Genomic DNA, 11953 nt, shown 5'->3' with positions numbered 1-11953 from the left:
TCCGGCTCCAAAAAAAGCCCCTGTCACTTGCTCAGTGACAGGGGCTTTTTGTATCGGTGCAATCAGGCGTGGGATTGCAGGTAGTTCTCGAGACCGATCAACTTGATCAGACCCATCTGCTTTTCAAGCCAGTAGGTGTGGTCTTCTTCAGTGTCATGCAATTGAACCCGCAGCATCTCGCGGCTGACATAGTCCTTGTGCTGCTCGCAGAGTTTGATGCCCTTGCAGAGCGCGGCGCGGACTTTGTATTCCAGGCGCAGGTCAGCGGCGAGCATGTCCGGCACAGTGGTGCCAACATCAAGGTCGTCCGGACGCATGCGAGGCGTGCCTTCGAGCATCAGAATTCGACGCATCAGGGCATCAGCGTGCCCGGCTTCTTCTTCCATCTCGTGGTTGATACGTTCGTAGAGCTTGGTGAAACCCCAGTCCTCATACATCCGCGAATGGACGAAATATTGATCACGGGCTGCCAGTTCGCCTGTCAGCAACGTGTTGAGGTAATCGATTACGTCTGGGTGACCTTGCATCGCCCTACATCTCCCTGCTTGAAAGTCTGTAGTTTGAACCAACCTGACCGTAAGGTCACTCGCCCGACGCTATAAAAGCGAAGATATTCTGAGAAAAGCAGTTTAAATAACGCAAAAACCGCCCAAATGAGGGCGGTTCTGCTTATCGTTTAGACTTAGTTAAGCTGTACGTTGAGTGCCTTTGCGATTGCTTCTCCATACGCCGGGTCGGCCTTGAAGAAATGTTGCAATTGGCGATCAACCACATCGCTGGAAACACCAGCCATTGCGCCGGCAATGTTGTTGATCAGCAGCGTTTTCTGCTCATCGCTCATCAGGCGGAACAGCGCACCAGCGTGGCTGTAGTAGTCGGTGTCTTCGCGATGATCGTAACGATCAGCCGCGCCACTCAAGGCCAAAGCGGGTTCCGCGTAGCGCGGTGCCTGTTTCGGTGATTCTACGTAACTGTTCGGCTCGTAGTTCGGCGCTGCGCCGCCATTGGCGCCAAACGCCATGGAGCCGTCGCGCTGGTAAGTGTTGACCGGACTGCGAGGCGCATTCACCGGCAGCTGCTGGTGATTGGTCCCCACACGGTAGCGGTGAGCATCAGCGTAAGCGAACACGCGACCTTGCAGCATGCGGTCAGGCGACAGACCGACGCCCGGGACCATATTGCTCGGACCGAACGCCGCCTGCTCGACTTCAGCGAAGTAGTTCAACGGATTACGGTTGAGCTCCAACTCACCCACTTCGATCAGCGGAAACTCTTTCTGCGACCAGGTTTTGGTCACGTCAAACGGGTTTTCGTAATGAGCCTCGGCTTGGGCCTCGGTCATGATCTGGATATTGACACTCCATTTCGGGAAGTCACCGCGTTCAATGGCGCCGAACAGGTCGCGTTGTGCGTAATCCGGATCGGTACCCGCCAAGCGCGCCGCTTCTGCCGGAGCGAGGTTCTTGATCCCTTGCCTGGTTTTGTAGTGCCACTTCACCCAGTGACGCTCGCCATTGGCGTTGATCAGGCTGTAGGTGTGGCTGCCGAAGCCATGCATGTGGCGATAGCCGTCAGGGATGCCACGGTCCGAGAACAGGATAGTGACCTGGTGCAACGCCTCAGGCGAATGCGACCAGAAATCCCACATCGCCTGCGCGCTTTTCAGGTTGCTTTGCGGCAGGCGCTTTTGGGTGTGGATAAAGTCGGGGAATTTCAGCGGGTCGCGAATGAAGAACACCGGCGTGTTGTTACCAACAATGTCCCAGTTGCCTTCTTCTGTGTAGAACTTCAGGGCGAAACCGCGCGGATCACGCTCGGTGTCAGCCGAACCACGTTCGCCACCTACAGTGGAGAATCGCAGGAAGGTCGGAGTTTGTTTGCCGACGGACTCAAACAGCTTGGCGCTGGTGTACTCAGTGATGTCGCGAGTCACGGTGAACGTACCGTAGGCACCCGAACCTTTGGCGTGCACACGACGCTCAGGAATGTTTTCACGATTGAAGTGCGCAAGCTTCTCGATCAGGTGGAAATCGTCGAGCAGCAAAGGGCCACGAGGGCCGGCGGAGCGGGAATTCTGGTTGTCGGCGACAGGAGCGCCACTGGCGGTCGTAAGCGTTTTATTCTGGCTCATGCGATCTCATCCTTTGTCAGTTTTGGAACTGCCGGCTAATCGGCGTGGAAGGGAGTATTGACCATCAATCATGGCACCTACAAATTCATTAATTTGCAGACATCAATAGAAAAATACTACCAACAATCCCGCTCATATACTGAAGGCATGAACCGCAAGGAAGCTTGTACGAACAGCGCGTTTTCTCACACGCACAAAAAACCGGGCACTAGGCCCGGTTCCTTGTTTCAGACTGACGTCTTACTCAGCGGATACAGCTTCACCGCCGACAGGACGATCAACCAACTCGACGTACGCCATAGGCGCGTTGTCGCCAGTGCGGAAACCGCACTTGAGGATGCGCAGGTAGCCACCCTCACGGGTAGCGTAACGCTTGCCCAGGTCGTTGAAGAGCTTACCAACGATAGCTTTCGAACGAGTACGGTCGAAAGCCAGACGGCGGTTAGCCAGGCTGTCTGTCTTGGCCAAAGTGATCAGCGGCTCAGCAACGCGGCGCAGTTCTTTGGCTTTTGGCAGTGTAGTTTTGATCAGCTCGTGCTCGAACAGCGACACCGCCATGTTTTGAAACATGGCCTTGCGGTGCGAGCTGGTGCGGCTCAGGTGACGACCACTTTTACGATGACGCATGGTTCATTCCTTACCAAACACAACGTTCGGTGATTACGACGATCAGGCAGTCGCCTTGTCGTCCTTCTTAAGACTTGCAGGCGGCCAGTTGTCGAGGCGCATGCCGAGGGACAGACCGCGGGAGGCCAGAACGTCCTTGATTTCAGTCAAGGATTTCTTGCCAAGGTTCGGAGTCTTCAACAGCTCTACTTCGGTACGCTGAATCAGGTCACCGATGTAGTAGATGTTTTCCGCCTTAAGGCAGTTAGCCGAACGTACAGTCAGTTCCAGATCGTCAACCGGGCGAAGCAGGATCGGATCGATCTCGTCTTCCTGCTCAACAACCACTGGCTCACTGTCACCTTTGAGGTCGACGAACGCAGCCAACTGCTGTTGCAGAATGGTTGCAGCACGGCGGATAGCCTCTTCAGGATCCAGGGTACCGTTGGTTTCCAGATCAATAACCAGCTTGTCCAGGTTAGTACGCTGTTCGACACGGGCGTTTTCCACCACGTATGCGATACGGCGAACCGGGCTGAACGAAGAGTCAAGCTGCAAGCGACCGATGCTGCGGCTTTCGTCTTCATCGCTCTGACGCGAGTCTGCCGGTTCATAACCACGACCACGAGCTACGGTGAGCTTCATGTTCAGGGCGCCGTTAGACGCCAGGTTAGCGATTACGTGATCGGGGTTAACGATCTCGACATCATGATCCAGCTGAATATCGGCAGCGGTAACCACCCCCGAACCCTTCTTCGACAAGGTCAGCGTAACTTCGTCTCGACCGTGCAGCTTGATAGCCAGACCTTTAAGGTTCAACAGGATTTCAATTACGTCTTCCTGTACACCTTCGATGGCGCTGTACTCGTGGAGCACACCGTCAATCTCGGCCTCGACTACTGCACAGCCGGGCATTGAGGACAACAGGATGCGGCGCAGCGCGTTGCCCAGGGTGTGGCCGAAACCACGCTCGAGAGGCTCGAGAGTGATCTTGGCGCGGGTTGGACTGACAACCTGCACATCAATATGGCGGGGTGTCAGGAACTCATTTACCGAAATCTGCATGGATGCACCTATTTTCTAGCCCTTACTTGGAGTAGAGCTCGACAATCAGGCTTTCGTTGATGTCGGCGGACAGATCACTGCGAGCTGGAACGTTCTTGAAAACGCCCGACTTCTTCTCAGTGTCTACTTCTACCCATTCTACGCGGCCACGTTGGGCACACAGATCGAGAGCTTGGACAATGCGAAGTTGGTTCTTTGCTTTCTCGCGAACTGCGACCACGTCACCAGCACGAACCTGGTAAGACGGAACGTTTACGGTCTGACCGTTAACGCTGATCGACTTGTGCGATACCAGCTGACGGGATTCGGCACGAGTAGAGCCAAAACCCATACGGTATACAACGTTGTCCAGACGGCATTCGAGCAGTTGCAACAGGTTTTCGCCAGTTGCGCCTTTCTTGCCAGCAGCTTCTTTGTAGTAGCCGCTGAATTGACGCTCGAGAACGCCGTAGATACGACGGACCTTCTGCTTTTCACGCAGTTGGGTGCCGTAATCGGACTGGCGACCGCGGCGTTGGCCGTGGATACCAGGTGCTGCTTCGATGTTGCACTTCGATTCGATCGCGCGCACGCCGCTCTTCAGAAAGAGATCGGTGCCTTCACGACGAGCGAGTTTGCATTTTGGACCAATGTAACGAGCCATTCTTTACAATCTCCTGGATTACACGCGGCGCTTCTTCGGCGGACGGCACCCGTTGTGCGGGATTGGCGTCACGTCGGTGATGCTGGCGATCTTGTAGCCACAGCCGTTCAAAGCGCGGACTGCGGATTCACGACCTGGGCCTGGACCTTTGACGTTAACGTCGAGGTTTTTCAGGCCGTATTCCAGCGCAGCTTGACCAGCACGTTCAGCAGCTACTTGAGCAGCAAACGGGGTGGACTTGCGGGAACCGCGGAAACCCGAACCACCGGAGGTAGCCCAGGAAAGAGCGTTGCCTTGACGGTCGGTGATGGTCACGATTGTGTTGTTAAAAGAAGCATGGATGTGGGCGATGCCATCAACCACTGTCTTTTTAACTTTTTTACGAGGACGAGCAGCAGGTTTAGCCATGATTAATTTCCTGTCGATTCGCTGGGGCGATTACTTGCGGATCGGCTTACGCGGACCTTTACGGGTACGCGCGTTAGTCTTGGTACGCTGACCGCGCACTGGAAGACCACGACGATGACGCAGACCGCGATAGCAACCGAGGTCCATCAAACGCTTGATTTTCATGTTGATTTCGCGACGCAGGTCACCTTCAGTGGTGAACTTCGCCACTTCGCCACGCAGCTGTTCAATCTGCTCGTCGCTCAGATCTTTGATCTTTGCGGCTGGGTTTACCCCAGTCACTGCACAAATTTTCTGTGCAGTAGTGCGACCAACACCATAGATGTAGGTCAGCGAGATAACAGTATGCTTGTTATCTGGAATGTTAACGCCTGCAATACGGGCCATTCAGTGGGACTCCAATTGACAGCTACCTACGCCCCGGAAGCCAAGAAATAGGGCGCGAGATAATATCGCTGTAATAACAAATAATCAACCCGGCAGCGCACTAGCTGCCGGGCTTGAAGCACAATCACACTCAGCCTTGGCGCTGTTTGTGACGCGGTTCCGCGCTGCAAATTACTCGAACAACACCTTCGCGGCGAATAATCTTGCAGTTACGGCACAGCTTTTTCACCGATGCACGAACTTTCATCACCAACTCCTCGAACCTTATGGGTACTCAGCGCAACATGCCGCTGCCGTAACCCTTCAGGTTGGCTTTCTTCATCAGGGATTCGTACTGGTGCGAAACGAGGTGCGATTGTACTTGAGACATGAAGTCCATCACAACCACGACCACGATCAGCAACGAGGTCCCGCCAAGGTAGAACGGAACGTTTGCTGCAACCACCAGGAACTGGGGCAACAGGCACACGGCCGTCATATATAGAGCACCGAACAGGGTCAAACGAGTCAGAACGCCATCAATGTAGCGCGCAGACTGCTCACCTGGACGGATGCCCGGAATAAAGGCACCGGACTTCTTCAGGTTTTCCGCCACGTCTTTCGGATTGAACATCAACGCCGTATAGAAGAAGCAGAAGAAAATAATCCCTGCACTAAACAGCAGAATATTCAACGGCTGACCAGGAGCGATCGACTGCGAGATGTCCTGCAGCCAGCCCATACCTTCAGACTGACCAAACCAGGTACCCAACGAAGCCGGGAACAGCAAAATGCTGCTCGCGAAAATGGCTGGAATAACACCGGCCATGTTCACCTTCAACGGCAAGTGGCTAGTCTGCGCAGCAAAGACCTTGCGGCCCTGCTGACGCTTGGCGTAATGAACAGCAATACGACGCTGACCACGCTCAATGAACACCACGAAACCGATAATCGCTACTGCCAGCAAACCGATGGCAACCAAGGCAAAAATGTTGATATCACCCTGACGCGCAGACTCGAAAGACTGCCCGATCGCTCTCGGAAGACCGGCGACGATACCTGCGAAAATCAACATCGAGATACCGTTGCCAACACCACGCTCAGTAATCTGCTCACCCAGCCACATCATGAACATCGCACCAGCCACAAAAGTGGATACCGCGACGAAATGAAAGCCAAAGTCACCAGTGAACGCAACGCCCTGCCCCGCCAGACCAATGGACATGCCAATTGCCTGAACGAGAGCGAGGACGACAGTGCCGTAGCGGGTGTACTGAGCAATCTTGCGACGCCCAGCTTCACCTTCCTTCTTCAACTGTTCCAGCTGCGGGCTGACGGCGGTCATCAGCTGCATGATGATCGATGCCGAAATGTACGGCATGATCCCCAGTGCAAAGATGCTCATCCGCTCCAGCGCGCCGCCGGAAAACATGTTGAACAAGCTAAGAATGGTCCCCTCATTCTGTCGAAACAGGTCCGCGAGTCGGTCCGGGTTGATACCTGGAACCGGGATGTGTGCGCCTATTCGGTAGACGATAATCGCCAAGAATAGAAAACGCAGACGAGCCCAGAGTTCAGACATACCGCCTTTGCCGAGCGCAGAGAGAGCACCTTGCTTAGCCATTTATTCCTCGAACTTGCCGCCAGCTGCTTCGATAGCCGCACGCGCACCTTTGGTGGCGCCGATTCCCTTTCCGATGGTAACAGCGCGAGTAACTTCGCCGGACAGCATGATTTTCACACGCTGAACGTTGACGTTGATCACGTTGGCATCTTTCAGGGACTGCACGGTGACGATGTCGCCTTCCACTTTAGCCAGCTCGGACAAACGCACTTCTGCGCGATCCATGGCTTTCAGGGAAACGAAACCGAACTTCGGCAGGCGACGATGCAGCGGCTGTTGACCGCCTTCAAAGCCTGGAGCAATGGTGCCACCGGAGCGGGAGGACTGACCTTTGTGGCCACGGCCACCGGTCTTGCCCAAACCACTACCGATACCACGGCCCGGACGATGCTTTTCGCGACGGGAACCCGGCGCTGGACTCAGATCATTGAGTTTCATCGATTAACCCTCGACACGCAGCATGTAGTAAGCCTTGTTGATCATCCCGCGATTCTCGGGAGTATCAAGTACTTCTACAGTGTGACCGATGCGACGCAGACCCAGACCCTTAACGCACAGTTTGTGGTTAGGGATGCGGCCGGTCATGCTTTTGATCAGCGTAACTTTAACGGTAGCCATGATCAGAAGATCTCCTTGACGCTTTTGCCACGCTTGGCGGCAATGGATTCAGGAGACTGCATAGCTTTCAAACCTTTGAAAGTGGCGTGAACCACGTTTACCGGGTTAGTCGAGCCGTAGCACTTGGCCAGAACGTTCTGAACGCCAGCAACTTCGAGGACAGCACGCATAGCGCCACCAGCGATGATACCGGTACCTTCAGAAGCAGGCTGCATGTACACCTTCGAAGCGCCATGGGCGGACTTCATTGCGTACTGCAGAGTGGTGCCGTTCAGATCAACTTGGATCATGTTGCGGCGAGCAGCTTCCATTGCCTTCTGGATCGCAGCAGGCACTTCACGCGACTTGCCACGGCCGAAGCCAACACGCCCTTTACCATCACCAACCACGGTCAACGCGGTGAAAGTGAAGATACGGCCGCCTTTAACGGTTTTGGCTACGCGGTTAACTTGAACCAGCTTCTCGATGTAGCCTTCGTCGCGCTTTTGGTCGTTATTTGACATAACTTAGAACTCCAGCCCAGCTTCACGAGCAGCATCAGCCAGCGCCTTGACGCGGCCGTGGTACTTGAAGCCAGAGCGGTCGAAAGCCACCTGCGAGACGCCAGCGGCTTTAGCACGCGTAGCGACCAGCTGGCCAACCTTAGTGGCCGCGTCGATGTTGCCAGTGGCCCCATCACGCAGTTCTTTATCCAAAGTCGAGGCACTTGCCAGGACTTTGTTGCCGTCGGCCGAAATGACCTGGGCGTAGATGTGCTGCGACGAGCGGAACACGCAGAGACGCACGACTTCGAGTTCGTGCATTTTCAGGCGTGCTTTGCGAGCGCGACGCAGTCGAGTAACTTTTTTGTCGGTCATTTGCTATGCCCTACTTCTTCTTGGCTTCTTTACGACGGACGACTTCGTCCGCGTAGCGCACACCTTTGCCTTTGTACGGCTCTGGTGGACGGAAGTCGCGGATCTCGGCGGCCACTTGACCTACCAGCTGCTTATCGATACCCCGGATCAGGATATCGGTCTGGCTAGGAGTCTCAGCGGTGATGCCTTCCGGCAGTTCATAATCCACTGGGTGCGAGAAGCCAAGAGCCAGGTTCAGCACTGTGCCTTTTGCTTGCGCTTTGTAACCAACACCGACCAGCTGGAGCTTGCGCTCGAAGCCTTGGCTTACGCCTTGGACCATGTTGTTAACCAACGCACGAGTGGTACCAGCCATTGCGCGAGTTTGTTGATCGCCATTGCGAGCAGCGAAACGCAGCTCACCAGCTTCTTCAACGATCTCAACGGACGAATGGATGTTCAGTTCAAGAGTACCCTTGGCACCCTTCACCGAAAGCTGTTGGCCTGCGAATTTGACTTCGACACCGGCTGGCAGCTTAACGGGGTTCTTAGCGACGCGTGACATGCTTATCCCCCCTTAGAACACAGTGCAAAGAACTTCGCCGCCGACACCGGCAGCGCGCGCAGCACGATCCGTCATCACACCTTTGTTGGTGGAGACGATAGACACACCGAGACCGCCACGAACTTTTGGCAGATCATCGACGGACTTGTACTGACGCAGGCCTGGACGGCTAACGCGCTTCACTTCTTCGATGACCGGACGGCCTTCGAAGTACTTCAGCTCGATGGACAGCAGTGGTTTGATTTCGCTGCTGATCTGATAACCCGCAATGTAACCTTCGTCCTTCAGGACTTTGGCAACAGCTACCTTCAAAGTAGAAGATGGCATGCTTACGACGGACTTTTCAGCCATCTGGGCATTACGGATTCGAGTTAGCATGTCCGCTAACGGGTCCTGCATACTCATGGGCTAGACGCTCCTAATACACAAAAAATTAGCCTTGCGGCTACTACGTGTCGCCGAGTACATCCGCGCGAAAAAAGCACGGGCTCAGGCGAGCCGGGTATTCTAGACACACCCCACAAATGAATCAAGCCCCAATAGGGGCTTGATTCAAGTTCAAGGTCACCGATGGTCAGGATCTTGCGATCCCGAACACCGAGACTTTGATAGTGCTTACCAGCTGGCTTTAACCAGACCAGGTACGTCACCACGCATAGCAGCTTCACGCAGTTTGTTACGGCCGAGGCCGAACTTGCGGTAAACGCCGTGTGGACGACCGGTCAGGCGGCAGCGGTTACGCATGCGCGAGGCGCTTGCGTCACGTGGCTGCTTCTGCAGAGCTACTGTAGCTTCCCAACGTGCTTCTGGACTTGCGTTCAGATCAACGATGATAGCTTTCAGTGCTGCACGCTTTTTGGCGTACTTGGCAACCGTGAGCTGACGCTTCAGCTCGCGGTTTTTCATGCTCATCTTGGCCATTTTCCTACTCCAATCAGTTGCGGAACGGGAATTTGAAAGCACGCAGCAGAGCGCGACCTTCATCATCGTTCTTGGCAGTGGTGGTCAGGGTAATGTCCAGACCGCGGAGAGCATCGATCTTGTCGTAGTCGATTTCCGGGAAGATGATCTGCTCTTTAACGCCCATGCTGTAGTTACCACGACCATCGAAGGACTTGGCATTCAGGCCGCGGAAGTCGCGAACCCGAGGCAGGGAGATCGACAGCAGACGATCCAGGAATTCATACATACGCTCACGGCGCAGAGTCACTTTGACGCCGATCGGCCAACCTTCACGGACTTTAAAGCCAGCGATGGATTTCCGAGCGTAAGTCACAACGACTTTCTGACCGGTGATCTTTTCCAGGTCGGCAACAGCGTGCTCGATGACTTTTTTGTCACCGACTGCTTCGCCCAGACCCATGTTCAGGGTGATTTTGGTAACGCGTGGAACTTCCATCACGTTCGAAAGCTTAAGTTCTTCCTTAAGCTTCGGTGCGATTTCCTTCCAGTAAATCTCTTTTAGTCGTGCCATGGTCTTCTACCTAGCAGTGTTCAAGCATCAACCGCTTTTTGGGTCGACTTGAAGACACGAATTTTCTTGCCGTCTTCTACTTTAAAACCAACGCGATCAGCCTTGTTGGTTTCGCCGTTGAAAATGGCAACGTTGGAAGCGTGCAGTGGCGCTTCTTTCTCGACGATACCGCCTTGTACGCCCGACATCGGGTTAGGCTTGGTATGACGCTTGACCAGGTTCAGACCACCAACGACCAGACGGTCGTCAGCGAGAACCTTAAGCACCTTACCGCGCTTACCTTTGTCTTTGCCGGCGATCACGATGATCTCGTCGTCACGACGAATCTTTTGCATGTCGGATCTCCTTACAGCACTTCTGGGGCGAGCGAGACGATCTTCATGAACTTCTCAGTACGAAGTTCACGGGTCACTGGCCCAAAGATACGGGTGCCGATCGGCTCTTGCTTGTTGTTCAGAAGAACAGCAGCGTTGCCATCAAAGCGGATAATGGAGCCATCAGCACGACGTACGCCGTGACGAGTGCGGACTACTACAGCAGTCATCACTTGGCCTTTTTTCACTTTACCGCGAGGAATTGCTTCCTTGACGGTAACTTTGATGATGTCACCGATACCAGCGTAACGACGATGGGAGCCACCCAGCACCTTGATGCACATAACACGGCGAGCGCCGCTGTTATCGGCCACATCGAGCATGGATTGAGTCTGAATCATATAATTTCTCCGACCCCTAGTCCTTAGACTTCCACAGCGCGTTCGAGAACATCAACCAGCGCCCAAGACTTGGTCTTGGCCAAAGGACGAGTTTCACGAATAGTGACTTTGTCGCCGATGTGGCACTGATTGGTTTCGTCGTGCGCGTGCAGCTTAGTCGAACGCTTAACGTATTTACCGTAGATCGGGTGCTTAACGCGACGCTCGATCAGAACGGTGATGGTTTTGTCCATCTTGTCGCTGACAACACGGCCAGTCAGCGTACGGACAGTTTTTTCGGCTTCAGCCATGATTACTTACCTGCCTGCTGGTTGAGCACAGTCTTCACGCGAGCGATGTCACGCTTAACTTGCGAGAGCAGATGAGACTGCCCCAACTGGCCAGTTGCTTTCTGCATACGCAGATTGAACTGGTCGCGCAGCAAGCCGAGCAGTTGCTCGTTCAGCTGCTGTGCGGATTTTTCACGAAGTTCATTCGCTTTCATCACATCACCGTCCGTTTAACAAAGGCGGTGGCGAGCGGCAGCTTTGCAGCAGCCAGGGCAAAAGCCTCACGCGCCAGCTCTTCAGAAACACCCTCGATTTCATACAGGACTTTGCCTGGCTGAATCTGGGCAACCCAGTACTCCACACTACCCTTACCTTTACCCATCCGAACTTCGAGTGGCTTTTTGGAAATAGGCTTGTCCGGGAATACACGGATCCAGATCTTGCCGCCACGTTTAACGTGACGGGTCAGAGCACGACGCGCTGACTCGATCTGACGAGCGGTGAGACGACCACGAGCTACAGACTTCAGCGCGAACTCGCCGAAGCTGACTTTGCTACCGCGCTGAGCCAGACCACGGTTGTGACCTGTCATCTGCTTGCGGAACTTCGTACGCTTTGGTTGCAACATTTGGC

Annotated in this window: 22 protein-coding genes; all 22 read right to left on the bottom strand. The window is 54.5% G+C overall.

Annotated elements, in window-relative coordinates; translation table 11 throughout:
• Nucleotides 1–62: 62 nt before the first annotated feature.
• Complete coding sequence (bfr, locus tag PMI30_RS17840) at nt 63–527, bottom strand: bacterioferritin (protein WP_007943775.1); 465 nt, start codon at nt 525–527, stop codon at nt 63–65.
• A gap of 155 nt (nt 528–682) precedes the next feature.
• Complete coding sequence (locus PMI30_RS17845) at nt 683–2131, bottom strand: catalase (RefSeq protein ID WP_008008901.1); 1449 nt, start codon at nt 2129–2131, stop codon at nt 683–685.
• A 240-nt stretch (nt 2132–2371) separates the two neighbouring features.
• Nucleotides 2372–2758 (bottom strand): 50S ribosomal protein L17, encoded by a 387-nt coding sequence (gene rplQ / locus PMI30_RS17850; protein WP_007896790.1) that lies wholly within the window; start codon nt 2756–2758, stop codon nt 2372–2374.
• Between the two features lie 42 nt (nt 2759–2800).
• Nucleotides 2801–3802, bottom strand: a complete 1002-nt coding sequence (locus PMI30_RS17855; protein WP_003186012.1) for a DNA-directed RNA polymerase subunit alpha — start codon at nt 3800–3802, stop codon at nt 2801–2803.
• Between the two features lie 22 nt (nt 3803–3824).
• The gene (gene rpsD, locus PMI30_RS17860; RefSeq protein ID WP_003176404.1) at nt 3825–4445 is read right to left on the bottom strand and encodes a 30S ribosomal protein S4; all 621 of its coding nucleotides are present in this window, start codon (nt 4443–4445) and stop codon (nt 3825–3827) included.
• Between the two features lie 18 nt (nt 4446–4463).
• A complete protein-coding gene (gene rpsK, locus PMI30_RS17865) occupies nt 4464–4853 on the bottom strand; it encodes a 30S ribosomal protein S11 (RefSeq protein WP_002555466.1) in 390 nt (129 codons plus the stop codon).
• 30 nt (nt 4854–4883) lie between these two features.
• Nucleotides 4884–5240, bottom strand: a complete 357-nt coding sequence (gene rpsM / locus PMI30_RS0129640) for a 30S ribosomal protein S13 (protein WP_003186020.1) — start codon at nt 5238–5240, stop codon at nt 4884–4886.
• A 130-nt stretch (nt 5241–5370) separates the two neighbouring features.
• Nucleotides 5371–5487 (bottom strand): 50S ribosomal protein L36, encoded by a 117-nt coding sequence (rpmJ, locus tag PMI30_RS0129635; RefSeq protein WP_002555468.1) that lies wholly within the window; start codon nt 5485–5487, stop codon nt 5371–5373.
• Between the two features lie 27 nt (nt 5488–5514).
• On the bottom strand, nt 5515–6843 hold the full coding sequence (gene secY / locus PMI30_RS17870) for a preprotein translocase subunit SecY (RefSeq protein WP_007896784.1): 1329 nt from the start codon (nt 6841–6843) through the stop codon (nt 5515–5517).
• Complete coding sequence (gene rplO / locus PMI30_RS17875) at nt 6844–7281, bottom strand: 50S ribosomal protein L15 (RefSeq protein WP_007896782.1); 438 nt, start codon at nt 7279–7281, stop codon at nt 6844–6846.
• Nucleotides 7282–7284: 3 nt separating this feature from the next.
• A complete protein-coding gene (gene rpmD / locus PMI30_RS17880; RefSeq protein ID WP_003186033.1) occupies nt 7285–7461 on the bottom strand; it encodes a 50S ribosomal protein L30 in 177 nt (58 codons plus the stop codon).
• A 2-nt stretch (nt 7462–7463) separates the two neighbouring features.
• Nucleotides 7464–7964 (bottom strand): 30S ribosomal protein S5, encoded by a 501-nt coding sequence (rpsE, locus tag PMI30_RS17885; protein ID WP_003186035.1) that lies wholly within the window; start codon nt 7962–7964, stop codon nt 7464–7466.
• A 3-nt stretch (nt 7965–7967) separates the two neighbouring features.
• Entirely contained in the window at nt 7968–8318 is a 351-nt protein-coding gene (gene rplR, locus PMI30_RS17890; RefSeq protein WP_003186037.1) for a 50S ribosomal protein L18, read from the bottom strand.
• A gap of 10 nt (nt 8319–8328) precedes the next feature.
• On the bottom strand, nt 8329–8862 hold the full coding sequence (gene rplF / locus PMI30_RS17895) for a 50S ribosomal protein L6 (RefSeq protein WP_007896774.1): 534 nt from the start codon (nt 8860–8862) through the stop codon (nt 8329–8331).
• A 12-nt stretch (nt 8863–8874) separates the two neighbouring features.
• On the bottom strand, nt 8875–9267 hold the full coding sequence (gene rpsH / locus PMI30_RS17900) for a 30S ribosomal protein S8 (protein WP_003186040.1): 393 nt from the start codon (nt 9265–9267) through the stop codon (nt 8875–8877).
• Between the two features lie 210 nt (nt 9268–9477).
• Nucleotides 9478–9783: a 30S ribosomal protein S14 gene (rpsN, locus tag PMI30_RS17905; RefSeq protein WP_003176414.1), complete on the bottom strand. Its 306-nt coding sequence runs from the start codon at nt 9781–9783 to the stop codon at nt 9478–9480.
• Between the two features lie 13 nt (nt 9784–9796).
• Entirely contained in the window at nt 9797–10336 is a 540-nt protein-coding gene (gene rplE / locus PMI30_RS17910) for a 50S ribosomal protein L5 (RefSeq protein WP_003176415.1), read from the bottom strand.
• 20 nt (nt 10337–10356) lie between these two features.
• Nucleotides 10357–10671 (bottom strand): 50S ribosomal protein L24, encoded by a 315-nt coding sequence (gene rplX / locus PMI30_RS17915; RefSeq protein ID WP_007896770.1) that lies wholly within the window; start codon nt 10669–10671, stop codon nt 10357–10359.
• Nucleotides 10672–10682: 11 nt separating this feature from the next.
• Nucleotides 10683–11051, bottom strand: coding sequence for a 50S ribosomal protein L14 (rplN, locus tag PMI30_RS17920; RefSeq protein WP_002555479.1), 369 nt, complete (start codon nt 11049–11051; stop codon nt 10683–10685).
• A gap of 23 nt (nt 11052–11074) precedes the next feature.
• The gene (gene rpsQ, locus PMI30_RS17925; RefSeq protein ID WP_003176419.1) at nt 11075–11341 is read right to left on the bottom strand and encodes a 30S ribosomal protein S17; all 267 of its coding nucleotides are present in this window, start codon (nt 11339–11341) and stop codon (nt 11075–11077) included.
• A gap of 2 nt (nt 11342–11343) precedes the next feature.
• Nucleotides 11344–11535 (bottom strand): 50S ribosomal protein L29, encoded by a 192-nt coding sequence (gene rpmC, locus PMI30_RS17930; protein ID WP_002555481.1) that lies wholly within the window; start codon nt 11533–11535, stop codon nt 11344–11346.
• A complete protein-coding gene (rplP, locus tag PMI30_RS17935) occupies nt 11535–11948 on the bottom strand; it encodes a 50S ribosomal protein L16 (RefSeq protein ID WP_007896757.1) in 414 nt (137 codons plus the stop codon). Before rplP ends, rpmC begins: the two co-directional genes overlap by 1 nt.
• Between the last annotated feature and the right edge of the window lie 5 nt (nt 11949–11953).

This window comes from Pseudomonas sp. GM50 (assembly GCF_000282375.1).
Classification (GTDB): domain Bacteria; phylum Pseudomonadota; class Gammaproteobacteria; order Pseudomonadales; family Pseudomonadaceae; genus Aquipseudomonas.
This window is presented reverse-complemented; position numbering and strand designations above follow the sequence as displayed.